Source organism: Luteimonas composti (assembly GCF_042678665.1).
Lineage (GTDB): Bacteria > Pseudomonadota > Gammaproteobacteria > Xanthomonadales > Xanthomonadaceae > Luteimonas > Luteimonas composti.
The window spans coordinates 1-22842 of the sequence record NZ_JBHTKU010000005.1 but is presented as its reverse complement, the minus strand read 5'-3'; the positions used below and the strand labels follow the sequence as shown (position 1 = coordinate 22842).

At 70.8% G+C, this 22842-nt stretch carries 19 protein-coding genes; 8 read left to right on the top strand and 11 right to left on the bottom strand.

All coding sequences use genetic code 11. The features are described 5' to 3' along the window. Window positions 1-4 precede the first annotated feature (4 nt). Genes ACFQ2D_RS14825 through ACFQ2D_RS14780 form a run of 10 tightly spaced genes read right to left on the bottom strand, consistent with a single transcriptional unit; the run spans window position 5 to window position 11314 of the window. Complete coding sequence (locus tag ACFQ2D_RS14825; RefSeq protein WP_280943485.1) at window positions 5-784, bottom strand: polysaccharide deacetylase family protein; 780 nt, start codon at window positions 782-784, stop codon at window positions 5-7. Beyond that, window positions 781-1971 (bottom strand): hypothetical protein, encoded by a 1191-nt coding sequence (locus ACFQ2D_RS14820; protein ID WP_280943486.1) that lies wholly within the window; start codon window positions 1969-1971, stop codon window positions 781-783. Before ACFQ2D_RS14820 ends, ACFQ2D_RS14825 begins: the two co-directional genes overlap by 4 nt. Continuing rightward, window positions 1968-3140: a glycosyltransferase gene (locus ACFQ2D_RS14815; protein WP_280943487.1), complete on the bottom strand. Its 1173-nt coding sequence runs from the start codon at window positions 3138-3140 to the stop codon at window positions 1968-1970. The genes ACFQ2D_RS14820 and ACFQ2D_RS14815 overlap by 4 nt, the downstream gene beginning before the upstream one ends. Then, complete coding sequence (locus tag ACFQ2D_RS14810; RefSeq protein ID WP_280943488.1) at window positions 3137-3790, bottom strand: polysaccharide deacetylase family protein; 654 nt, start codon at window positions 3788-3790, stop codon at window positions 3137-3139. Before ACFQ2D_RS14810 ends, ACFQ2D_RS14815 begins: the two co-directional genes overlap by 4 nt. Continuing rightward, window positions 3787-4941: a glycosyltransferase family 4 protein gene (locus ACFQ2D_RS14805; protein WP_280943489.1), complete on the bottom strand. Its 1155-nt coding sequence runs from the start codon at window positions 4939-4941 to the stop codon at window positions 3787-3789. Before ACFQ2D_RS14805 ends, ACFQ2D_RS14810 begins: the two co-directional genes overlap by 4 nt. Next, window positions 4938-6047 (bottom strand): glycosyltransferase, encoded by a 1110-nt coding sequence (locus tag ACFQ2D_RS14800; RefSeq protein ID WP_280943490.1) that lies wholly within the window; start codon window positions 6045-6047, stop codon window positions 4938-4940. Before ACFQ2D_RS14800 ends, ACFQ2D_RS14805 begins: the two co-directional genes overlap by 4 nt. Next, window positions 6044-7399 (bottom strand): phenylacetate--CoA ligase family protein, encoded by a 1356-nt coding sequence (locus ACFQ2D_RS14795; protein ID WP_280943491.1) that lies wholly within the window; start codon window positions 7397-7399, stop codon window positions 6044-6046. Before ACFQ2D_RS14795 ends, ACFQ2D_RS14800 begins: the two co-directional genes overlap by 4 nt. Beyond that, a complete protein-coding gene (locus tag ACFQ2D_RS14790; protein WP_280943492.1) occupies window positions 7396-8952 on the bottom strand; it encodes an oligosaccharide flippase family protein in 1557 nt (518 codons plus the stop codon). The genes ACFQ2D_RS14795 and ACFQ2D_RS14790 overlap by 4 nt, the downstream gene beginning before the upstream one ends. Next, a complete protein-coding gene (locus tag ACFQ2D_RS14785; protein ID WP_280943493.1) occupies window positions 8952-10223 on the bottom strand; it encodes an O-antigen ligase family protein in 1272 nt (423 codons plus the stop codon). The genes ACFQ2D_RS14790 and ACFQ2D_RS14785 overlap by 1 nt, the downstream gene beginning before the upstream one ends. Then, complete coding sequence (locus tag ACFQ2D_RS14780) at window positions 10223-11314, bottom strand: polysaccharide deacetylase family protein (protein ID WP_280943494.1); 1092 nt, start codon at window positions 11312-11314, stop codon at window positions 10223-10225. The genes ACFQ2D_RS14785 and ACFQ2D_RS14780 overlap by 1 nt, the downstream gene beginning before the upstream one ends. Window positions 11315-11513: 199 nt before the next feature. On the opposite strand from ACFQ2D_RS14780, the gene ACFQ2D_RS14775 reads away from it, so the two are divergent. From ACFQ2D_RS14775 to asnB, 3 genes are read left to right on the top strand one after another with little or no spacing between them, the layout of a single operon-like run. Continuing rightward, entirely contained in the window at window positions 11514-12296 is a 783-nt protein-coding gene (locus tag ACFQ2D_RS14775; RefSeq protein WP_280943495.1) for a J domain-containing protein, read from the top strand. 15 nt (window positions 12297-12311) lie between these two features. Continuing rightward, on the top strand, window positions 12312-12923 hold the full coding sequence (locus ACFQ2D_RS14770; protein WP_280943496.1) for a class I SAM-dependent methyltransferase: 612 nt from the start codon (window positions 12312-12314) through the stop codon (window positions 12921-12923). Between the two features lie 44 nt (window positions 12924-12967). Next, complete coding sequence (gene asnB, locus ACFQ2D_RS14765) at window positions 12968-14905, top strand: asparagine synthase (glutamine-hydrolyzing) (RefSeq protein WP_280943497.1); 1938 nt, start codon at window positions 12968-12970, stop codon at window positions 14903-14905. 445 nt (window positions 14906-15350) lie between these two features. Here the strand turns inward: asnB and ACFQ2D_RS14760 are convergent, their stop codons facing one another. Beyond that, a complete protein-coding gene (locus ACFQ2D_RS14760; protein ID WP_280943498.1) occupies window positions 15351-16664 on the bottom strand; it encodes a PQQ-dependent sugar dehydrogenase in 1314 nt (437 codons plus the stop codon). A gap of 168 nt (window positions 16665-16832) precedes the next feature. Between ACFQ2D_RS14760 and ACFQ2D_RS14755 the strand changes: the two genes are divergently transcribed. The 5 genes from ACFQ2D_RS14755 (at window position 16833) to ACFQ2D_RS14735 (ending at window position 21912) form a co-directional block, all read left to right on the top strand. Then, window positions 16833-17081 carry an acyl carrier protein gene (locus tag ACFQ2D_RS14755; RefSeq protein WP_280943499.1) on the top strand — a complete coding sequence of 83 codons (249 nt, stop codon included), beginning with the start codon at window positions 16833-16835 and terminating at the stop codon, window positions 17079-17081. A 13-nt stretch (window positions 17082-17094) separates the two neighbouring features. Continuing rightward, window positions 17095-18582 (top strand): class I adenylate-forming enzyme family protein, encoded by a 1488-nt coding sequence (locus tag ACFQ2D_RS14750; protein WP_280943500.1) that lies wholly within the window; start codon window positions 17095-17097, stop codon window positions 18580-18582. Continuing rightward, window positions 18579-19565, top strand: coding sequence for an NAD(+) synthase (gene nadE, locus ACFQ2D_RS14745; protein WP_280943501.1), 987 nt, complete (start codon window positions 18579-18581; stop codon window positions 19563-19565). Before ACFQ2D_RS14750 ends, nadE begins: the two co-directional genes overlap by 4 nt. A gap of 4 nt (window positions 19566-19569) precedes the next feature. Further along, a complete protein-coding gene (locus ACFQ2D_RS14740; protein WP_280943502.1) occupies window positions 19570-20604 on the top strand; it encodes a hypothetical protein in 1035 nt (344 codons plus the stop codon). Between the two features lie 63 nt (window positions 20605-20667). Continuing rightward, window positions 20668-21912 (top strand): PQQ-dependent sugar dehydrogenase, encoded by a 1245-nt coding sequence (locus tag ACFQ2D_RS14735; protein WP_280943503.1) that lies wholly within the window; start codon window positions 20668-20670, stop codon window positions 21910-21912. Window positions 21913-22842 lie beyond the last annotated feature (930 nt).

Sequence of the window (22842 nt, the reverse complement as noted above, 5' to 3'; positions counted from 1 at the left end):
CGGCTCAGCTGCCGCCGAAGCTGCGTCGCCTGAGCCATCGGTATGCGGGGCCGGCCCAGCGCTTGGCCGGTTTCTTCAGGTTCCACAGCAGCCATTGCCGCTGTCGCGCGATGCCGGTGCCCTGCGCGAAGGCGGCCGCCGCGTCCGGGCCCATTCCGCGCTGCAGCGCGTAGCGCCCGATCAGCCAGGCCTCCCCGCGGCGGACCACGCGGGTGGTGGGCTCCGACGTGAACAGGTAACGGATACCGCTGTCGAAGGCGGACGCCGCCACCGCCGGCGAATAGAAGCCGCCGGGGATCGACGCGACGTCGACCTGCGTGCCGAGCACGCCGGACAGGCGCGCCACGCTGTCGCGCCATTCCGCGGCCAGCTGCGCGGCGGGCAGGCGCGAGATGTCGGCCGGATGGGTCTGCGAATGGCTGCCGACGACGTGCCCCGCCGCGGCGAGCGCGCGCAGGTCGGCGGCGCTGCAGAAGCCGGGACTGTCCACGCGCGCGCCGGTCACCAGGAAATGCCCGCGCATGCCCAGGGTGTCGAGCGCGCGGGCGGCGGCCACGGCGCTGGCGCCGCCGTCGTCGAAGGTGAGCAGGCAGGCGTCGGCGGCGAAGGCATCGGCCGCGTCCACGCGCGGAAAGCGCAGTCCCGTGGCCGATAACCGTGCCAGCTGCGCCTCGTACTCCGGCCAGTGCAGCTTGTACGAGGCTGCGGACGGTCCCGGGAAGCCACTCGCATCGTCGGCGCCCACGTCCACGACATCGTGGTACATCAGACTGGCCACGTTCATGCCGCGGGGGCCGCGGGCGCGACGCGATTCGGCGGCGGCGGCAGGATGAAGTCGCGATAATCGTTGGGATCGCCGCCGTGGCCGGCTTCGGCCGCCTTGACGATGTTGTAGACCTCGCGCGCGTTGACGTAGTGCAGCACGTAGCGTTCGCCGTCGTTGTACTTGCGTTCGAGGTGGCTGAACATCGCGTCCACATCGGGGCCGAGCACCACGTCGGCCTCCTTCTCCGGCGCGCCGTGGGTATGGATCTTGATGAAGATCCATTCGGGGCGGCCTTCGACATGGATGCCGGCCTCGACCCAGCCGTCGACGCGGCCCGGCGTGGGCGGGTAGTTGGCGCGGATGTCGGCGTTCTCCACGCGCGGCACGAAGCCGTGGCGGCGGTCGCGCCAGTTCAGGCCCACCGGGCCCTGCACCAGCAGCAGGTCGCCGCTGGGCGTGCCGCCCACGCGCACCGGGACGCCGCGGTCATGCGACTTGGGCCTGAGCGGATCGTCGGTGGCGTAGTAGATCGAGTTGACCGTGCTGGTCTGGGTGTCGCTCGGCGCCGAGGGCATGGTGAAGTCGGCGTAGCAGCCCAGCTCGCGCAGCAGGATCAGCTCGTTGTCCAGGCCGCACCAGCGCCCGTCCGGACGCGAGTTGTCCAGGCACCAGTTGCCATGGATGAAGCCGAACATCACCTCGCCGGTTCCGGGATGGCGGGGCAGGGCGCCGTGGCGTTCGTGCAGCAGTTGCTTGAAGCCGCTGATGGACGCGCGGAAGTTGGCCTCGGTGTCGTTGTCGTGGTGCAGGTGCACTTCGAGTTCGCCGTAGCCGTCGCGGCACAGGGCCTCGAGCTTGGCCAGGTGCTCCTCGAGGTACTCCTCCTCGGGGTAGAAGAAGCCGTGCTGCGGCTTGCGGCCGTCGGCATCGCGGTGCCGGTCGGCCAGCGCGCGGTAGTCGCGGCACCAGCGGTCCACGCGCGCGCGCTGCGTTTCCAGGTCCGGGCGCCCGTGCATCGGCTCGTAGTGGTCGACGAAGCAGAACATCACGTGGGTCGGTCCGCCATGCGCCGGTCGCGCGCCACGGCGCAGCCAGGCCGGCAGCCAGATCTGCATATTGCGCGCGCGGACGAAGCGCCACACCACCAGCGCGGCGCCCGCCACGCCCGCCAGCAGCAGCACGCCGAGCCAGGCGAGCGCGCTCATGCCGTGGCTCCCTGGGCGCCGGGCAGCAGCGAGAGCAGCTGCTGCGCGTTGTTGCGCCAGCGGCGCTCGCGCTCGATATACGCGCGGGCTGCGGCGCCAACGCGCTCGCGTTCGTCCTCGCGCCCGCACAGGGCGAGCACCTGGTCCACGCAGGCGCGCACGTCCTTGCGCGGGAACAGCCAGCCGGTGCGGCCGGACTCGATCACCTCGGCCACCGGGTCGTAGTCGGGGGCGACGACGGCCACGCCCATGGCCATCAGCTCGAACAGCTTCATCGGCGAGCCGTATTCGTTGGAATCGGGAAGGAAGGCATAGTCCATGCACGCCACCCACTGCGGGATCTCGTGGTGCGGCACGCGGCCGGGCAGGCGGATGCGGTCGCCGAGGCCCCGTGCCTCGACCTCGCGGCGCACGGCCGGCAGGTCCTCGCCGTCGCCAACGATGAGCAACGTGAGCCCGGGCGCCTCGTCGAGGCGGTCGATGATCGACTCGACGAAGCCCGGCACGCCATGCCAGCGCGCGAACACGCCCATGTGCCCGCAGACCACGCGACCTTCCAGCCCCTGCGCGCGGCGCAGCGCGTCGCGGTCGCAGCGGGTCGGGTCGAAGCGCGCGTCCACCGCGTTGGGCGAGACCACCGACGGCGGCAGCCGGCCGTAGTGGTCGGCCAGCAGGTTGCGGAAGTAGGTCGAGATGAACACGATCCCGGTCGCATGCGTCATGCACCAGGCTTCGATGCGCCGCGCCAGCGACTTCAGCCACAGCGGGCGCAGGCGCTGCACCACGGCCGAATCGTTGATCTCCAGGATGATCGGGATGCCCTCGCTGCGGGCGATCCAGATCGTCATGAACAGGAACAGCGAATAGCGTTCATAGATGAAGTCCGGCCGGTTGCGGCGGATCTCCGCGCGGATGCGCCACCAGGTGACCAGGTTGTAGCCGAGCTCGGCGAACTCGAACAGCACGCCCGGCAGGCGGCTTACCAGCGTGGCCAGGCGGCCCTTGCCCTCGCCTGTGGTGGCGGCGACCGGCTCCCGCTCCGGATCCGCGCCCGGGAACGAGACCACGCGGACCTCGCAGCCCAGTTCGCGCAGCGCATTGGCCACGCCGCGGATATGCACCCCTTCGACCCGCTTGCCCTGGGTGCGGTGGTGGTAGAGCACCTTCATCCAAGGCCCTCCGGCATGGCGCGGACCTCGTATCCCTGCGCGCGCCATTGCGGCAGCAGCCGGGACAGCAGTTCGACGGTGGCGGCGGTGTCGTCGTGCATCAGGATCGTGTCCCCGGCGCGCGGCGGATCCGCCTCGATCTGCGGAAGCAGTTCGGGCACGAGCAGCAGTTCGTAGTCGTGGCTGTCATAGGACCAGAAGGCGATGGTGCGACCGGTGCGGGCGAAGTGCAGCAGCAGGTTCGCCGGCAGCGCGCCGCAGGGCGGCCGGAACGGATGGCGCCCGCGTCCGCTGTAGGCCGACAGTGCCTGGTCGGTGCGCGCGATCTCTTCCAGCTGCGCCTCCAGCGGCAGGTCGACCATGCGCGGATGGCTCCAGGAATGGTTGCCCAGCGCATGGCCCTCGGCCACGATCCGGCGCGTGAGTTCGGGGTATTCGCCGATGCGCGCGCCGATCAGGAAGAAGGTGGCGGTCGCGCCATGGGCGGCGAGCAGGTCGAGCACCGGCGGGGTGAATTCCGGATGCGGGCCGTCGTCGAAGCTCAGGTACAGGACCTTCTCGCGGGTGCGCACGCGGGTGGTCACCCAGCGCGCGGGCAGCAGGCCCAGCAGGCGGCCCTTGCGGGAACGGGGTTGGATGGGCCGGGTCATGGGGACGGGGTCGCGGCGTCGCGCAGGATGCGGTCGAGGTGGCGCACATTGTCCTCCCAGCGGAAGCCGGCCGCATGGGCGAGGATCGCCTCGCGCGACCAGCCGCGCTGCAGCGCGTCCGACAGCGCGTGGCCGAGGGCGTCGTGGTCGTGCGCCGGCACCAGGAGGCCGGCCTGCTCCGGCAGGACCTCGGGGATGCCGCCGACCCGCGTGGCCACGACCGGCAGGCCGCAGGCCATGGCCTCGAGCACCACGTTGGGCACGCCCTCGTTGTGGCTGGGCAGGCTGAGCAGGTCGGCGGCCTGCATCCACAGCGGCAGCTGCTCGTGCGGGCGCGCGCCGGCCAGCAGCACGCGCTCCGCGATGCCCAGCTGCTGCGCGCGACGGGCGATGGTGGCGCCGGCCGCGCCGCTGCCGACGAAGGCCAGGCGCGCGCGCGGGTGGTGGGCGAGCACGGCGGGAAAGGCTTCGAGCAGGTCGACGCAGCCCTTGGCCGGCTTGAGGTTGCCGACGTAGAGCACCAGCGGGTCGTCGTCCGCGATCTCCAGCGCGTGGCGCGCGGCGGCGCGGTCGCCGGGGCGGAAGCGTTCGCCGTCCACGCCGTTGTAGAGCAGGTGCACGCGGCCGGGTGCCACGCCGAGCGCGCGCGCCTTGCCGGCCAGCGCGTCGCTGACCGCGATCACGGCGCGCGCGCCGCGCAGGGCGGCGGCGATCTGGGGCCGGTGCAGCGGCTGTTCGGCCTGAACGTTGAGGTCGCTGCCGTGCACCTTGACCACGTAGGGCAGGCCGAGGCGGCGCGCCAGGCGGGCGGTGCCCACGGCGTCGGGATAGCCCCAGCTGGCGAGCAGCAGGTCGTAGCGGGCGCGCCGCAGCTGCGCGCCGCGCTGGGCCATCAGCGAGGCGTACCAGGCCAGGCCGTGCAGGCTGCGGCCGATGCGCGGCGGATACCAGAAGGTGAAGTCGGAGGCGCGCGCGTGGGCCAGCGCCGGGGCGTCGCCGCGCGGGCCGCGCCGGCGGTCGCGGAAATCCACCGCGACCATCACGTCCAGGTCGTGGTATGCGCCCAGCCGGTCGAACTGCTGGCGGTTGAAGCTCGCGCGCAGCGGGTCCCAGGCGGTCGGGAACAGGTTGGTCAGCGCCAGCACCTTCATGCCGTGGTGCCCGCGTACGCCTCGAGGTAGCGGGAGGACATCACTTCGAAGGTCGCGTGGCCCAGCAGCCAGTCGCGGCCGGCCTGGCCCATGGACGCCGCGCGCGCGGGGTCGGCGAGCAGGCGCTCCAGCGCGTCGGCGAAGGCATCCGGATCGCTGGCCGGCACGACCAGGCCGTTGACGCCGTCGCGCACGATCTCGGCGTTGCCGCCCACGTCGGTGGCCACGATCGGCAGCGCGCTGGCGCAGGCCTCGAGCAGGGCGATCGAATAGCCCTCGGAGATCGAGGACATGGCGAAGATCGAGAACGCCGGCAGCAGCTGCGGCACGTCGCTGCGGTCGCCGAGCAGGTACACGCGCCCGCCGAGACCCGCCCCGGCGATGGCCGATTCGATCGCGCCGCGCTCCGAGCCTTCGCCGGCGATCACGAGGGCGGCGTCGTCGCGCTTCGCGCAGACCTTCGCGAACGCCGCGACCATGGTCGGCAGGTCCTTGGCCCAGTTCAGTCGGCCGACGAAGCCGACCAGCTGCGTCTCCGGCGGCAGGCCGAGGCTGGCCGCCAGCTGCGCGCGCGCCTGCGGGTCGCGTGCGCGGAACGGTTCGGGATGGATGCCGTTGGGCAGCACGCGCAGCTTGTGCGCGGGTACCAGTCCCGCCTCGGCCAGCCGCCGGCCGGCCGCCTCCGACACCGCCACCGACAGGTCGGCCAGCCGCATCGATTCGCGGAACAGCCACTCGCGGCGGCTCGACGGGGTGACGTCGCCCATGCCGTGGCGCGTGTTGACCACGCGGCGCACGCCCAGGCCGAGCGCCGCGGCGGTCGCGTAGTAGTGCGGGATGCCGTTGTGGCTGTGCAGCACCTCGGTGCGCTGCGCGGACAGCGCGCGGCGCATGCGCAGCAGGGCCCGCACGTCGGCGCCGGGGCGCTTTTCGCAGGCGATCACCGGGATTCCCGCCGAGGTCAGTTCGTGCGCCAGCGCGCCGGCCTCGAACAGGCACACCACCTGGCAGTCGTGGCCCGCGGCGGCCTGGGCCTTGGCCAGGTCGATGACCACCCGCTCCAGCCCGCCGCGATTGAGGTTTTCGACAACGTGGCTGATCCTCACGGCAGCCTCGACACGGTCACGCGGAACTTGCCGCTCGCGGTCAGCGGGATGTCGTCGACGCGCTGCAGGTCCAGGTTGGCGTCGCTGCCCAGCACCTTGGCCAGTTCGCGGCGCACGTAGGCTTCCTGGTCGGCGCCGAACTCGGGGCCCGGCACCACCTTCAGGGTGAAACGCTCGAGGCTGTCCTGCACCACCTGGAAGCGGCGCACGCCCGGCACGTCCTTGAGCATGTGCGGGAAGAACTCGCCCGGCAGCACGCGGCCGTCGGGCGTGCGGATGGCGTCGAGGCGGCGGCCGTCGATGCGGCTCAGGCGCGGCAGCCCGCGGCGTCCCGTGGCATGCCAGGGAGACTTGCGGCTGGCGACGTCGCCGTTGACGTAGCGGATGAAGGGCATGCCCAGGTTGTGCAGGTCGGTAATGGCGAGTTCCCCGGTCTCGTTGCCGTCTCCGGCCTGGGTGGCATTGGCCAGCTCGACCACCAGATGGTCGGCGTTGACCAGCAGCCCGTCGCGGTCCTCCGCTTCGCAGGCGATCAGCATGAACTCGCGGCACCCGTAGGTGTTGTAGGCCTTGGCGCCCGGGAAGGCGGCCTCGATGATCGGCCGCTGGAAGTCGTGCAGCGCCTCCGCGGCGCCCAGCACCGACACCACCCCCGGGATGCTGCGACCCCGCGCGAGCAACCATTCCGATAGACGCACAATCGGGTCGACATAGGCCACGACCACCTCGGGCCGGTACGCCTCGATGGCGTCGGCATAGGCGGCCATGTTGTCGTCGCGCATCAGGAAGCTGTTGAGCATGCGGCGGTGGAAGGCCGCGTGGTACAGCCGCTCCTTGGTCTGCGCCACCCGGCCCGGTTCGCCCACCGCGCCGCCCCACAGGAACAGGGTGCGCCGGCCCATGCGCGCGCCGGTCCAGCCGTAGCCGCGCCACATCACGGCCGAGCGGCGGTCGTTGCTCTCGCGGGTGTAGCCGAAGCGCAGCGGCTCGCCGGTGGAGCCGCCGGTGGCCTTGTACAGCAGGCCGTCGCGCAGCGAGCGCGCCTTGAGGTCCTCGAAGCGGCCGCGGATATCCGCCTTGGTCAGCACCGGCAGCCGTGCGTAGTCGTCCATCGACTTCAGGTCGCCGGGCGCGAAGCCGATCGCCTCCCAGCGGCTGCGGTAGAACGGCACCTGCTCCCAGCAGTGCGCCACCAGCGCCTGCAGCTTGGCCCACTGGATCGCGGCGATCTCCTCGGGCGAGCGCCACTGGTTGGCCTCGTACTCGGCCAGGTACCGCAGCATGCCGCGTCCACGCAGGCGCTCGTAGGCGGGGTAGAGCGCATTCCGGAAGGCGGTCTCGTACAGGCTCATGCGGCGGCTCCGGCGCGGCGCGCGGCCCAGTCGAGGAGGCGGCCGACGGCGGCCGGCCGCCCGCCCGCGATGCGCGCGTGCAGTTGCTGGAAATGCTGCAGGTCGGCCGCGCTCCAGAAGCCCAGCAGCAGGGTGCCCGCCGCGTAGACCGCGGACAGCAGCATGCCGCCGAGGACCAAGGCCAGCAGCGGGATCGCGGGCAGGTGGCTGCGCGCGAGCCATGCCGCCGCCGCGGCCAGGCCCGCGGCCAGCGCCACCCGTGCGATGCGGCCCCACTGCAGGCGTGCGCCGCTGTGGTGCAGTGCCAGGCCGATCAGCAGCGCGCTGGTCAGGAAGCTGGCCGCGGCGTAGGCGGCGACCGCGCCGGCCAGGCCCATGCGCTTGATCAGCACGACATCCAGCGCCAGCTTGACCACGGCGCAGCCCAGGATCACGACCAGCAGGGTGCGCTGCCGGTCCGCGCCCAGCAGGTAGCTCGAGGCGCCCTGGCAGATGGTGGCGATCGCGCCCGCGGCCAGGCATCCCGCGAACACGAGAGCCGCCGGCGCGAACTCCGCGCCGTACAGCACGCCGATGATGTCCGGGGCGAACAGCACGCCGAAGGCCACCAGCGGCGCGGCCAGCGCGGTCAGGTAGGTGGTCGACATCGCCAGCCGCCGGCTGGCCACCTCGCGTCCCTGCGCCAGGGCATTGGCCATCATCGGCAACAGCAGCGCGCCGAACACGCCCGGCACCAGCAGCAGGGCGCCGCTGGAGAGCTGGTAGGCGACCTTGAAGAAGCCGGCCGAGGCGGAGGTGTCGAACAGGGTCAGGAACAGCACCTCCACCTCGCTGGCGGTGAAGAAGTTCACCGCCACCGTGACCGCCACCAGCGCGGTGTAGCTGCGCAGGCGGCGGCGGATGTCGTCATCGAGCGGCTGGCGTCCCTCGGCCGGCGGCAGCAGCGGCGCCACCTGCCGGCGCGAGATCCACCAGAAGATGAAGCTCGACACGGTGAACGTGCCCAGGAACCATTCCATCGGCCCGTCCAGCCACCACACCACCAGGATCATCGCGAGGTTGAGCGGCGAGACGATCACCGCGATCGCGGCGGTGGCGCGGAAGTTCTCGTAGCCCTTGGCGATGCCGATGTTGAGCATGTACGAGGCGCGCAGCGCGGTCGTGGCCAACAGGATCACCAGCAGCAGGGTGTGGTTGAACCCCGGCATCAGCCGCTGGCCGTGGGTCACGAACAGGATCGTGCCGGCCAGCAGCACCGCCGCCAGGAAACCGGCCTGCACCCGCCACGCCCAGGCCAGCAGCGAGCGGATCTGCGCGTCGCGGCCGGAGCCGCGCAGCTCGGCGATGAACTTGATCACCGCGCTGGCGACGCCCGAGTTGGTGATCACCACGCCCGTGGCCACCAGCCAGATCACCAGGCCGTAGGCGCCGAAATGCGAGGGCCCCAGGTGCCGCGCGATGATGATCGAGGTCAGCATGCCCAGGAAGTACTCGGTGTAGATGCCCACCGAGGAGAACAGGGTGTTGCGGATGACCTGGCCGCGGGTACTCATCAGCCGGCCATCACGAACAGGACCTTGACCACGATCCACAGCCCGATCGCGCTGGCGACCGCCGCCACGCACCACTTGAACCAGTCGCGCTGCACGCTGAACACGGGCAGGCCGCCCCAGCGCTCCTGCGCGCCGCCGTACCAGCCGGTCACCAGGCCGAGCAGGATGTAGAGCAGGATCACGTAACTGCGGCTGAGGAAGAACGCGCAGGAGAAGAATCCCACCATCGCGATCAGCAGGGTCATTGCCATCCGGCGCTCCTCGTCCCATGCGGGCTGGTGGTCCGGGTCCTCCACCTGTTTGGGCAGCCGCAGCACCATCACCGGCATCAGCGCGCAGTAGCCGACCATCGCCAGCCAGACCGTGTAGCCGACGATGCCGGTCTCGGCCAGCACCAGCACGAAGGAGTTGTGCGCGGTCAGCCAGGTGTGCTCGGTGAAGTTGCCCACGCCCACGCCGAACAGGGGATTGGCCAGGAACATCTGGATGCCGTCGTACCAGGTTTCGATGCGGCCGTAGGCGGACGCCTCGCCGGCGTCGAGTTCCTGCATGCGCGTGGGCAGCGCCATCAGCACCGCCAGGCCCGCCGCGCCGAGGGTGCCGGCCACGACCAGGCCGCGGCGCAGCCACAGCCACATGCCGGCCATCGTCATCACCGCCAGGAACGAACCGCGCGAGTCGGTGAGGTACACGCCATACAGCAGCGCCAGCGCCACCGACCACCAGAACAGGCGGCGCAAGCCCATCGCGCCGCCGCGATGGCCCATCAGCAGGGTCATCGGGATCGCCATGATGAACAGCATCGCCAGGTCGTTGGGATCGCTGAAGATGCCCACGTACTGGATACGGCCGTCCTGCACGGTCGGCATGCCGGTCCAGCCCTGGCCCAGCTTCACCTGTTCGATGCCGTGGATGGTGAGCACCAGCGCGCACAGCGCGATCACCCACATCATCCGCAGCAGGTTCTTCGGCGAGTGACCCGCCTGGGCGATGAGCACCAGCGCGATCAGCGCGGGCAGGAAGTGCATGAAGCGCGAGATCGCGCCGCCGGCCCAGCCGTTGACCACCATGGTGAACATGCCGATCGCGATGAACACCACCAGCAGCAGGTAGGTCGGCTGGCGGAACGGCCTGCGTTGCGGGCTGATCGTCCACGCGCCCAGCGCGCCCAGCAGCGCGATCGGCAGGATCGGGATGCCCATGTCGGCGAGGGCGGGGTATTCCTGGGGACGGATCAGTACGAGCGCCAGCCAGACAAGCAGGAACAACATCACGATGGATACACCCGCAGTGTCGAGGCGTGCGAGAACACTTCCGGCGCGGCGACGATGCCCTGGAACCAGCGTTCGTCCACGTCCGCTTCCACCGGCACCCGCAGCAGGTGGTAGCGGTTGTCCTGGTCGGGCGTGCTGACCCCGCTGACATAGCTGAAGGCCACCCGGAAGCCCTGCGCGCGCACCGCCTCGATCACCCGCGCGTCGTAGGCGTCGGGTCCGCCGACCGGATAGGACAGGGCGATGGCCGGCGTCCCCAGTTCGGCGGTCAACCGCGCCTGGCACTCGGCGACCTCGGCGGCCAGCGCCTCGTCGGGCAGCTTGGCGAGCATGCGGTGGTGCACGCCATGGCCACCGATTTCCATGCCGCCGTCGCGCATTTCGCGCAGCTGCGCCCAGGTCATGGGCCGGCAGTCCGCATGCGCCGCCCTGCGCGGCCGGCCGCAGCGCGACTGCAGCGCGTCGATCACCGCCTGCTGGCCCGCATCGTCGAGGTACTTGAGCCGGTCGAGCACCATGCCGGTGATCGCCTGGCGCGCCGCGTGGTCCGCGGGCAAGGGCAGGTCGATCTCCAGTTCGGGAATGTGCAGGCGCGTTCCGGCCATGGTGACGATCAGGTGGGCCAGCCAGTCGTAGGCGTAGGGCATGCCGCTGTCGATGTGGCCGGTGGACACGAAGAACGTCGCGGGCACGCCGAGGTCGCGCAGGATCGGGAAGGCGACGGCGTGGTTGTCGTCGTAGCCGTCGTCGAAGGTGACCAGGACCGCGTTGCGCGGCAGCGCCGCGCCCCCGTCGAGCGCGTCCACCACCTCGCGACAGGTCACCGGGTGGAAGCGTTCGCCCACGTGCCGCATCTGCGCGCGGAAGCCTTCCGGGGTCGCGCTGACAAGCGCGGAGTCGAAAGCGAAATCCGCCGGGATCTCGCGCACCCGGTGGTAGGCGAGCACCCGCAGGTCGCGGCGCAGCAGCCCGCGCACGGTGCGCATGATCGGCAGCATCCCCCAGGCATGGGCGCGCTGGGCCAGGCGGTGCCGGCGGCTGCCGGCGGCCGATCGATGGCCGTAGACGACAACGGAATCACGCGACATCGGTCGACAGGCTCCGCACGGCGCGCACGGACGGACGTTTCCGGCTCGAACGGTGCATCTGATTCCCCCTGGTGGCGCAGGCGACGCCGGCGGCGCCCTTCGTGGGCGCGCGTGCGCCGGTATCCCCGCGGGCGTTCTGCATCCCCTGCGCGCAAGCATAGGGTGTCGACGGCCGACCCGCCATCGCGCCCGGAGCGGCGTGGCGCGCTTGGCCGGGACAGGCGCCGTTTCGCGTACGCTGTCTCGAATCGACCGCCTGCCCGAAGACTCCATGTCCGCCCAGACCGACTTCGTCGCCCTGTACAGCGAGCTCGGCATCGAACCTGACTGCTCGCTCGACGGACTGCGCATGGCGTACCGGCGCCGGGTGGCGGACCTGCATCCGGACCGCGTCGGGGATTCGGGCGAGGACGAGCTCAAGGCCCTGAACCTGCGCTACGCGGCGGCGCTGGAATTCCATCGCCATTACGGCCGGCTGCCCGGCGCGCCCGCCACGTCGCAGCGCCGCGCGCAACCAGCGGCCGCGGCCGCGCCGCGCATGGACGCGGCTTTGCCGATCGTGGAGGAGGTGGAGGCAGCATCTCCGCGCCGGTCGTCGCGAATGGTCGTGTATGGCATGTTGCTGCTCGCGGCGCTGCTGGTGTGGTGGCTGTCGCGCACCGACGGCTCGGCCGGATTCGGTAGTGGGATTGCCGGTAACAAACGTGGAACGGCGCGCGCTGCGGCCATTGCGCTGCGCCAGGGCATGGAGGCGCGCGACGTGGTGGCGATGCTTGGCGAACCGGGCAGCCGCGAGCTGGGCGGCACCCACTGGGTGTACGGGCCATCGTGGGTGCGCTTCGAATGCTCGAAGGTGATCGACTGGTACAGTTCGCCGCTGCAACCCCTGCGCGCATCGCCCCCGCGTCCGGCCGGAGAGTCCGCCGCCGTGCTCGCGCGCGCCGACGCCCGCCCGTGCCCGCCGACGACCTCGAAGTACTGAGAGACCAGACCATCCATGCAGCGCATCAACGCCAAGCTCAGGAAGGCCATCCGTCGCACGTGGATGAAGTACGCCATGCGCGGGGTCGGCGGCGCGGACAACTACGAACGCCTCGACCTGGCCTACAAGCTGGGCGATCCCTGGAACATGGAATCGGGCCTGGAGCAGGCGCGCTTCGCCGCCACCAATGCGCTGGTGGAACGCCACTTCGGCCATGTCGGCTCGCTGCTGGAGGTCGGCTGCGGCGAGGGCCACCAGACGCAGGCCCTGCGCAGGCTGGCCGACGAGGTCTACGGCATCGACGTCAGCCCGACCGCGATCGAGCGCGCGCGGGTGCGCGTGCCCGACGCGCAGTTCGCCGCCACCGACATCCACCAGCAGCCCTGGGGCGAACAGCGCGGCCGCTTCGACCTGGTGCTGGCCTGCGAGGTGCTCTACTACATCAAGGACATTCCGGCCACGATCGAGCGCATGCGCCATCTCGGCCGCGCCTGCATGGTGACCTTCTTCGCGCCCGCGCTGGTGCGGGTGGGGCCGCACCTGGAGCGGATCGAGGGCCTGCAGAAGGACTGGATGCAGCACCAGGGGGAAACATGGCTGGTGTGCTGGTGGCGCAACCCGGAATGAGCGGCGCAGCGCACGCCGCGTCCGCATCCGGGCGGGCCTGAACGATGTGCGGACTCGCCGGCTACCTCGGCCACCCCGTCGAACAGGCGGGTGCGCGCCCGCTGCTGGAGCGGATGATCGGGGCGCTCGCGCACCGCGGCCCGGACGGCTATGGCTTCCATGTCGAACCGGGCGTGGGCCTGGCGCATGCACGCCTGTCGATCATCGACCTGAGCACCGGCGACCAGCCGATCCACAATCCATCGCGCAGCGTGTGGACGGTGTTCAACGGCGAAATCTTCAACTTCGTCGAGTTGCGCGCCGAACTCGAGGCGCAGGGGCACGTGTTCTACACGCGCTCGGATACCGAAGTGATCGTGCACCTGTACGACCGCTACGGCGACCGCTTCGTCGAGCGCCTCAACGGCCAGTTCGCGATCGCGCTGTGGGACGGCGCGCGCCGGCGGCTGGTGCTGGCCCGCGACCGCGCAGGGATCCGCCCGCTGTACTGGACGCAGGCGCGCGACGCGCTGTGGTTCGCCTCCGAACCCAAGGCCTTGTTCGCGGCGGTGCCCGAGCGTGCGCGGCTGGCGCTGCCCGGCCTGCTGCAGACCTTCAGCTACTGGGCCCCGCTGGATCCGGATACCGTGTACGAGGGCGTGCACAGCCTGCCGCCGGGGCACCTGCTCAGCATCGAAGCCGATGGCCGGCAGGCGCTCACGCAGTACTGGGACTGGACGTTCCCCGAAGCGGCGCTGACGCGCACGACGCGCTTCGGCAGCATCGACCAGGCCGCCGGCGAACTGCGCGAGCGCCTGATCGACGCGGTGCGCCTGCAGCTGCGCGCCGACGTGCCGGTCGGCGCCTACCTCAGCGGCGGGCTGGATTCGTCCGGCATCGTGGCGCTGATCCGCGGCTTCACCGACACGCCGGTGCGGACGTTCTCGGTGGCCTTCGACCAGGCCGAGTTCGACGAGAGCGCGCACCAGATGGCGATGGTGCGGCACCTGGGCACCGACCATTCGACCCTGCGCATCGCGCCGGCCGACATCGGCGCGGCGTTCCCCCGGCTGGTCGCGCACACCGAGACCCCGGTGCTGCGCACCGCGGCGGTGCCGATGATGCTGCTGGCCGATTCGGTGCGCGCGCACGGCTACACCGTGGTGCTCACGGGCGAGGGCGCCGACGAAGTGTTCGGTGGCTACGACCTGTTCAAGGAAGCCAAGGTGCGGCGCTTCTGGGCGAGGCAGCCGGATTCGACCCTGCGCCCGAAGCTGCTGTCGCGGCTGTACGGCTACCTGGAGAATTCGCCGGCGGCCAATCCCGCGTTCGCGGCCTCGTTCTTCGGCCAGGGCCGCGAGCACCTCGACCGCGCGGTGTTCGCGCATGTGCCGCGCTGGACCACCTCGCAGCGGGCGTTCGCCTTCCTTGCACCGGAAATGCGCGCCGACGCCGCGCGCTGGGACGCGCTGGCCCATGTCGAGGCGGGCCTGCCCACCGGCATCGGCGACTGGTCGCCACTGGCGCGCGACCAGTACGTGGAGGCCAAGACCCTGCTGGCGGGCTACCTGCTGGCCGCGCAGGGCGACCGGGTGGCGATGGCCGCCTCGATCGAGGGCCGCTATCCCTACCTGGACCACACCCTGGTCGAGTTCGCCAACCGGCTGCCGCCGTCGTGGAAGATCCGAGGCCTCACCGAGAAGCACATCCTGCGCATGGCGCTGGCGGACCTGCTGCCGCCGGATATCGCGCACCGCACCAAGCAGCCCTACCGCGCGCCGGACAGCGCCAGTTTCTTCGTCGACGGCAAGCCGCTGGACTACGTGGCCGAGCTGTTCTCGCCGGAGAACCTGCGCGCCGGCGGCGTGTTCGACGTGGACGCGGCCTCGCGGCTGTTCGCCAAGGCCAGGGCGGGGAAGGTGATCGGCTTCGCCGACAACCAGGCATTCGTCGGGCTGCTGTCGACGCTGCTGCTGCTGCGGGAGCGGCCGCTGGCGGGGTGAGGTGGGGCCGCTGCGGGGGCGGCGGTCGGTGGGTGAGTGGGGCTGCTTCGGTTACGCAGTCGGTCGTCTCGGGCGTCGCTCCGGTGGCCCCCACCCCGGCCCTCCCCCGCGAGCGGGGGAGGGGGGCTGAAGGCTGCTGGCGGCCGCTTGTCTGCTTCCATCGCGAGCGGACGGGACGGGAGCGGGGTGAGGTGGGGCTGCTTTGGGCGGGCGGCGGTCGCGCGTCTCGGGCGTCGCTTCGGTGGCCCCCACCCCAGCCCTCCCCCGCGAGCGGGGGAGGGGGAAAGGTCGCTGGCGGCCGCTCTTCTGCTTCTCTGCGAGCGTGCAGGAATCGACACCCGCCGGCCGGCGGTCGCTCTTCTCCTTCCCCCGCTTGCGGGGGAAGGCCGGGATGGGGGGCGGCTCCGGCGCCACGCACCCCACACGCAGCCGCGACGATAAACCTCTACCGCGCCTGCTCTCCCACGGGCGTCCCGGCAGGCTCCCTTGCCGGCCCCGATGCTGGAGTTGTTGCCTGCTCTGTTACCGGCCCCGCTGCCGCTGCCGGTGGCTGCTCTGTTACCGGCCCCGGTGCCGCTGCCGGTGGCTGCTCTGTTGTCGGCTGCGCTGCGGACGTCGATGCTGGCTCCGTTGTTGCCTCCGTCTCCGACTGCCTTCCATGTCCTCCTGCCGGCTCCAGCCGCAACAGCTTCCCGTCCTTCCCGTCGGTCAGCAGGTAGACCAGTCCATCCGGCCCGACGCGTACGTCGCGGATGCGATCGCGTCCCTGCAGCAGCCGCTCCTCGTGCACCACGCGCGTCCCGTCCAGTTCCAGCCGGATCAGCGCCTGCCCCGCAAGCGCGCCGACCAGCAGGTTGCCGCGCCACGGCGCGATGGCGTCGCCGTCGTAGAAGGCCATGCCGCTCACCGCCGGAGATTTCGGCCAGTAGTGGAGCGGCGCTTCCATGCCTTCGGCGCTGTCGCCGACCGCGCCGGGCACCGGCTGCCCCGAGTAGTCCAGCCCGTGCGTGACCAGCGGCCAGCCGTAGTTGCGCCCGGCCTGCGGCAGGTTGATCTCGTCGCCGCCCATCGGCCCATGCTCGTGAGTCCACGGCACGCGCGTGAGCGGATGCAGGGCCATGCCCTGGATATTGCGGTGGCCGTAGCTCCAGATTTCCGGGCGCGCGCCTTCCTGGCCGACGAAGGGATTGTCCTCGGGCACGCGGCCATCCGGACGCAGGCGCACCAGCTTGCCCTGCAGGTGGTCGAGCAGCTGCGCCTTGCCGGCGTCGCGGTTGTCGCCGGTGCCCACGTACAGCATGCCGGCATCGTCGAACACGATGCGCGCGCCGACGTGGGTGCCGCTGGACAGCTTCGGCTCCTGGCGGAACACCACCTCCACGTGCTCCAGCCCGCGCGCGCCCAGCCGCCCGCGCGCCACCGCGGTGCCGGCCTTGTTGCCGCGCCAGTTCGGCTCGCCATAGGCGATGTAGACCAGGCGGTCCTCGATGAAGGTGGGCGAGGGCGCCACGTCCAGCAATCCGCTCTGTCCCTGCACGAACACGTCCGGCACGCCGTCCAGCGGCTCCGAGATCGCGCCATCCGCCGCGATGCGGCGCAGCCGTCCCGGCCGTTCGGTCACCAGCATCGTGCCGTCGGGCAGGAACGCCAGCGACCAGGGATGGACGAAACCCTCGGCCAGAACCCGCACGGCCAGGCGGCCGTACTCGGTTTCCAGCACCTCCGGCTGCGCGCCTTCGAGGCTGCGCGGCGTGGACACGATGTCCTGCCCGCTGTCCGGATCGCGTTCTAACCCACAGGCCGACAACGCAGCGGCAATGGAGAGGCATCCCGCCGCGAACAGCGCGGTCCTCGGATTCAATGGGCGCCACGGGGCGCGCGCGTCATCGGTCACCATCATTTTCCACCGTGGGAGCATCGGAGCGACATGAGCCGGCGTCAGCAGATCAGGCAGTTCATCCTCGGCAATTTCCTGTTTACCGACGACGAGTCCGCCATCGCCGATGATACGTCGCTGATCAAGCAGGGCATCGTCGACTCCACGGGGATCCTGGAACTGATCGGCTTCATCGAGGAAACCTGGCCGGTCAACGTCCCGCCCGAGGACATGACCCCGGCCAACTTCGACAGCCTCGAATCGATCGACCGCTACCTCGACGTCCGGCTCGCGGCCTGACGGACCCTGCACGATGGAGACCCTGGTCGCGCGGCTGGAACGCACCGCCGCGGCGATGCCCGAGCGCACCGCGCTGCAGCAGGAGGGGCGCCGCCTGGACTACCGGGGCCTGCACGCGGCGGCGCTGGACTTCGCGCGCGGCCTGCGCGCGCGCGGCATCGCACCCGGCGACCGGGTCGCCCTCATCCTGCCCAACTGCATCGAGGCCGTGGTGGCCTGGTACGGCTGCTGGCGCGCCGGCGCCGTGGTGGTGCCGCTCAACGCCCAGGCGCGCGAACGAGACTTCCTGCCCTGGCTGCAGCACAGCGGCGCCCGCCTGCTGGTGCATGACGGCAACGAGGACGCCGCGCGTGCCGCAGCCGCGGCCGATGTGCCGGTGCTGGCGGCGCAGCAGTGCCTCGCGGGCGAGGGCCATGGCCTGCGCGATGCGGCGGCGGACCTGTCGCAGCCCGATCCCGACGCCTTGGCCGCCATCCTCTACACCTCCGGCACCACCGGCGCGCCCAAGGGCGTGGCGCTGCGCCATCGCAACCTGGCCGCCAACACCGCCTCGATCCTCGATTCGCTGGGCCTGCGCGCCGACGACAGCACGGTCAGCACCCTGCCGTTCTACTACGCCTACGGTGCCTCGGTGCTGCACACCCACCTGGCCGTGGGCGCGCGCATCGTGCTCGAGGAGAACCTGGTCTTCCCGCACCTGATCACCGAGGCGCTGGCTCGCGAGCGTGCGACGGGATTCTCGGGCGTGCCGTCCACCTTCGCCCTGTTGCTCGATCGCGGCCAGCTCGACCGCCACGACCTGTCGGCGCTGCGCTACCTCACCCAGGCCGGCGGCGCGATGGCGCCGGCGATGGCGCGGCGCGTGCGCGCCGCCTTCCCGCAGGCGCGGCTGTTCGTGATGTACGGCCAGACCGAGGCCAGCGCCCGCCTGACCTGCCTGCCGCCCGAGCGGTTCGAGGACAAGGCCGGCTCGGTCGGCCTGCCGATCGCCAATGTCGAGATCCAGGTGCGCCGCGAGGACGGCAGCCCGGCGGCAACCGGCAAACCTGGCGAGGTCTGGGCGCGCGGCCCCAACGTCATGGCCGGCTACTGGCAGGCGCCCGAGGCCACCGCCGCCACCCTGGTCGACGGCTGGCTGCGCACCGGCGACGAGGGCCAGCTGGATGCCGACGGCTTCCTGTGGCTGTCCGGGCGCCGCAGCGACATGATCAAAACCGGCGCCCACCGCGTGCATCCGCAGGACGTGGAAGAGGTGATCGCCGAGCTGCCCGGCGTGCGCGAGGTGGCCGTGGCCGGCCTCGATGACGGCCTGCTCGGGCAGGTCGTGGCCGCCTTCCTCGTGCCCGGCGACGATGCGCCGACCGAGATGGCGGTCAAGGCGCATTGCCGCCAGCGCCTGGCAACGTACAAGATTCCAAAGCAGGTCGCCTTCGTGAGCGAACTGCCCAAGACCGCGTCGGGCAAGATCCGCCGCGCCGCATTGACCCAGGGGAACCCATGAGCCGTCTCGATCCGTCCGTGCTTGACCTCGACTACGCCGCCGAAGCCGACCGGATCGCCGCGCGCCTGCGGCAGATCGTCGCCCGCGACCTGCACCGCCGCGGCCTCGTGGTCGCGATCTCCGGCGGCATCGATTCCACCACCTGCGCCGCGCTGGCCGTGCGCGCGCTGGGCCCGGAGCGCGTGTTCTGCCTGATCCTGCCCGAGCGCGATTCCAGCGACGACAGCGCGGTGCGCGCCAACATCCTGGCCGAGCACCTGGGCGTGCGCGTGCACACCCACGACATCGCCCCGGCGCTGGCCGCCATCGGCTGCTACGAGGCGCGCGACAACGCCGTGCGCACCGTGCTGCCGGGCTATGGAGAGGGCTGGAAGTTCAAGATCGTCATCGCCGGCGGCGCGCAGGGGCTGATCAACCGCTTCCGCATCGTCGCCGAGGATCCGGCGGGCGAACGCCACGAGAAGGACCTGCCGCTCGAGGCCTACCTCACCATCGTCGCGGCCACCAACTTCAAGCAGCGCATCCGCAAGACGCTGGAATACTTCCACGCCGACCGCCTCAACTACGCGGTGACCGGCACGCCCAACCGGCTGGAGTACGACCAGGGTTTCTTCGTCAAGAACGGCGACGGCTCGGCCGACGTCAAGCCGATCGCGCACCTGTACAAGAGCCAGGTCTATGCGATGGCGCGCCATCTCGGCGTGCCCGAGCGCGTGACCTCGGCCACGCCCACCACCGACACCTATTCGCTGGCGCAGGGCCAGGACGAGTTCTACTTCGCGCTGCCGTACGCGCAGATGGACCTGGCGCTGTGGGCGCTCAACCACGGCCTGCCCGCGTCCGAACTTGCGGGTGCGCTGGGCGTATCCGAGGCGCAGGCGCAGGCGGTGTACGACGACATCCAGGCCAAGCGCCGCACCACGGCCTACCTGCATCGCCCGCCGGTGCTGGTCGAGCCGGTGACCGAACTGCCCGGGCACTGAGCCGATGGCTGCCAATCCGGCCTATACCGTCCATGTCGCCGACGTGGAGCGCGATCGCGAGCTGATCCTCGGCCTGTGGCGCGGCAACCTCGGCGACGAGTCGCGCATGGCGCGCAAGTACGACTGGTTCTACCGCGAATGCCCCTACGGCGCGCCGCTCACCCTGCTGCTGCGACACGAGGAAAGCGGCGCCTGGGTGGGCGTGGCCACCGCCGGCCCGCGGCAGATGATGCTGGGTGGCAAGCTGGTGCAGGCCGGCGTGCTGGTGGACCTGGCGGTGCTGCCCGCGCACCGTTCGCTGTTCCCGGCGCTGTCGCTGCAGATGGCGCTGATGGAGGCCGGAGCGAAGCGCTTCGAGCTGATGTACGGCTTCCCCAATCCCAAGGCCGCCGCGGTGTTCAAGCGCGTCGGCTACGTGCCGCTGTGCAAGCTGGTGCGCCACGCGCGCGTGGTGCGGCACGTGGGCTACGTGCGTCGACGCCTGCCCGCGCCACTGGCCTGGCCGGCAGGCCTGCTGCTCGACGCGGTCGACCAGGTGCGACTGGCGGGGCGCAGCGCAGGCACGCGCGGCGAGTGGCTGGAGCACGCCGACGAGACGCTGTCGTCGCTGTGGTCACCCGATCGCGCCGGCGACGGGCCGGTGTCGATCCGCGACCTGACCTTCCTGCGCTGGCGCTTCGACCAGTCGCCGCTGGTGGACGTGCGCTACCTGCTGGTGCGCGGGCGCGACGGCACGCCGCTGGCCTGGTTCGCCTGCGAGTCGCGCGAGGGCGTGCTGTACGTGCACGATTTCTGGGCTGCGCGCGGCGTGGCCGGCCCCTCCCGGGCGGAAGTGGCCACCCTGCTGCGCTGCGCGCGCGATGGCGGCCACACCGCGGTCTCGATCGAACTGGGCGCGGCGGCGGCGGGCGAGGGGCTGCTGGGCAACGGCTTCGTGCCGCGCGAGCCGCGCCCGGTGTTCTGGCATCCCTGCGGCGAGACCCTGGAGGCGGTGGCGCCCGCCGACCTCTGGCTCACCGCCGCGGACGAGGACGAATAGCGCACGCGCCTTCCGCGCGCGCGAGGCGGGGGCGGCCCCTTCCATGGCCGCGAAGGAGGCTGCATGGACAGGAAGTGGAGTGCGCTGGCGCTGGCCTGGCTGCTGGCGTCTGATGGCGTGGCGGCGGCATCGCCCGAAGCGGGCGAAACCGTCGCGCTGGCGGGGCAGGGCAGCGCCGCGCGCGCGCCCGGCATCCATGTCGAACAGGTGGTGCAGGACGGGCTGACCTCGCCCACTGCCATCGCCAGCCCGCGCGACGGCAGCGGCCGCATGTTCGTGATCGAGCGCGAAGGCCGCATCCGCGTGCTCGACCGCGACGGCAAGCTGCTGCCCGAGCCGTACTACAGCCGCGACGTCACCACCGCCGACACCGAGCAGGGCCTGCTGGGCTTGGCCTTCGACCCGGCGTTCCGCGAGAACGGCCGGCTGTACATCGCCTACAGCGGCGCGGCCGAAGGCGAGCGCCATGGCCTGGTGCTGCGCCGCCTGCAGGCCAGTGACCCGTCCGCCAACCGCTTCGGCGGCAAGGACGAGCTGCTGATGCGGGTGAAGGGCCTGGTCGCCAACCACAACGGCGGGGACATCCGCTTCGGCCCGGACGGCATGCTGTACTGGAGCATCGGCGCCGGCACCGGCGAGCCGCAGGACCATCCCCACGCCACGGCGACCGACAACCTGCTCGGCAAGATCCTGCGTATCGACGTGCGCGACGGCGCCAGGGGCGCGAAGAACCGCTGCGGCGAGACCGGCCGCGCCGCCTATGCCATCCCGGACGGCAACCCCTTCGCCGGCCAGCGCGGCCAGTGCGGCGAGATCTGGCTGCACGGCCTGCGCAACCCCTGGCGCTTCAGCGTCGATGCCGACGGCGCGGTGTGGATCGGCGACGTGGGCAAGGACCGCGAGGAGGTCAGCGTGTGGCGCGACGGCATGCCGCGCGACCTGGGCTACCCACGCTGCCAGGGCAGCCACGACTATCCCTCCACCGGCGCCACCGACTGCCCGGCCCGCACCGGCACCGCCGGTCCCGTGTTCGAGTACGCCGGCCGCGAAAAGGGCCGCTGCGCGGTGACCGGCGGCATCGTCTATCGCGGCGGCAACGTCGCGCTCAAGGGTGCGTACGTGTTTTCCGATTCGTGTTCCAGCGAGCTGCTGGTGGGGCGGATGTCGAGCACCGGCAGGCTGGAAGTGGCCTCGCTGACCAGCGGGGTGGCGCCTGGGTACGGGACGATTGCGTCGTTCGGTGAGGACGAGGAGAACGAGCTGTGGTTCGTCAACCACTTGAGTGGTGGGGTTTACCGGGTGAGGTGAGGAGCGGATCTCGACCAAAGCGGTCGTTGGGCCAGGACGAAGGCTGTCTCTGCGGCGACTTCTAGCGCCGGATATCACCTCACTTCCTGGCTGATATCAGTTATCGCCTCAAAACAGACGCTTTTCCCCAGCCCATGGGCCCCCGGCTCGCCAACCAAGTATCTGATTCTATGCAGGAACTCCGAGATTGACGGCACGCAGAAGAAGCCACATCCTCCTTGCTACACCCCTGATCCGGGGGCTAATAGGCGTTAGCCACGAGGGAATTGACTATGCATGTTGAGCCTAAAGCGCGGGAACTGCGTCTGGCTCTCGCATCACCGCCTGTACGCGCGGAGTTCATCCGTACAATCTACGCGGAAACTCAAAGCTGGGCCCGCCACAACGAGACTTTGATAATCGGGTCAAATACAGTTCTCCTTACCGTGTGCGCAGCGCTTTTCGGCGGTAAGTACAACATGGATGGCAAAAACAACCTGCTGCTATACGGGCTCGCACTCTGCATTGGCATCCTAGGTCTCGTAACTACAAACTACCTGAGCAAGGAGTACAGGCGCGCCATCTGCCGCATCGTCGCGTACGAGCGATATTTTTGGATGCATGTTCCTGATGAGCAGATGGCATCGTTCTCTGGGTGCTACTGCGATAAGTGGGCACATTGGGGGGAAAGCTTCGTACCGAAATACCTGCACTCGCCGCCAGCCTATGGGGCGAAGAGCTCACTATTTTTCCTGCTCGTTCACACTGCAATAGTGATAGCAAGTGTAGCTATGCTGGCTCGTGGCTAACAATTCATTCAAGCCGACGCCACTTCGCGGCGCGGCTTAATTCAGGCGTTAGGGGGCGCAATGAAGATTCCCGCAAGCCTCAGGTTTGCATTGATCGCTCCATTCTTGGCTGCCTGCCAGCCGGATCGACAGCCGACGCAAC

Bases quoted from the DNA above. Each gene is read 5' to 3' on its own strand.
- ACFQ2D_RS14795 (WP_280943491.1), bottom strand. From the start codon at position 7,399: ATGAGCCTGTACGAGACCGCCTTCCGGAATGCGCTCTACCCCGCCTAC.
- ACFQ2D_RS14750 (WP_280943500.1), top strand. From the start codon at position 17,095: ATGGAGACCCTGGTCGCGCGGCTGGAACGCACCGCCGCGGCGATGCCC.
- ACFQ2D_RS14735 (WP_280943503.1), top strand. From the start codon at position 20,668: ATGGACAGGAAGTGGAGTGCGCTGGCGCTGGCCTGGCTGCTGGCGTCT.
- ACFQ2D_RS14815 (WP_280943487.1), bottom strand. From the start codon at position 3,140: ATGAAGGTGCTCTACCACCACCGCACCCAGGGCAAGCGGGTCGAAGGG.
- ACFQ2D_RS14740 (WP_280943502.1), top strand. From the start codon at position 19,570: ATGGCTGCCAATCCGGCCTATACCGTCCATGTCGCCGACGTGGAGCGC.
- ACFQ2D_RS14825 (WP_280943485.1), bottom strand. From the start codon at position 784: ATGAACGTGGCCAGTCTGATGTACCACGATGTCGTGGACGTGGGCGCC.
- ACFQ2D_RS14820 (WP_280943486.1), bottom strand. From the start codon at position 1,971: ATGAGCGCGCTCGCCTGGCTCGGCGTGCTGCTGCTGGCGGGCGTGGCG.
- ACFQ2D_RS14780 (WP_280943494.1), bottom strand. From the start codon at position 11,314: ATGTCGCGTGATTCCGTTGTCGTCTACGGCCATCGATCGGCCGCCGGC.
- asnB (WP_280943497.1), top strand. From the start codon at position 12,968: ATGTGCGGACTCGCCGGCTACCTCGGCCACCCCGTCGAACAGGCGGGT.
- ACFQ2D_RS14805 (WP_280943489.1), bottom strand. From the start codon at position 4,941: ATGAAGGTGCTGGCGCTGACCAACCTGTTCCCGACCGCCTGGGACCCG.
- ACFQ2D_RS14790 (WP_280943492.1), bottom strand. From the start codon at position 8,952: ATGAGTACCCGCGGCCAGGTCATCCGCAACACCCTGTTCTCCTCGGTG.
- nadE (WP_280943501.1), top strand. From the start codon at position 18,579: ATGAGCCGTCTCGATCCGTCCGTGCTTGACCTCGACTACGCCGCCGAA.
- ACFQ2D_RS14770 (WP_280943496.1), top strand. From the start codon at position 12,312: ATGCAGCGCATCAACGCCAAGCTCAGGAAGGCCATCCGTCGCACGTGG.
- ACFQ2D_RS14785 (WP_280943493.1), bottom strand. From the start codon at position 10,223: ATGTTGTTCCTGCTTGTCTGGCTGGCGCTCGTACTGATCCGTCCCCAG.
- ACFQ2D_RS14810 (WP_280943488.1), bottom strand. From the start codon at position 3,790: ATGACCCGGCCCATCCAACCCCGTTCCCGCAAGGGCCGCCTGCTGGGC.
- ACFQ2D_RS14755 (WP_280943499.1), top strand. From the start codon at position 16,833: ATGAGCCGGCGTCAGCAGATCAGGCAGTTCATCCTCGGCAATTTCCTG.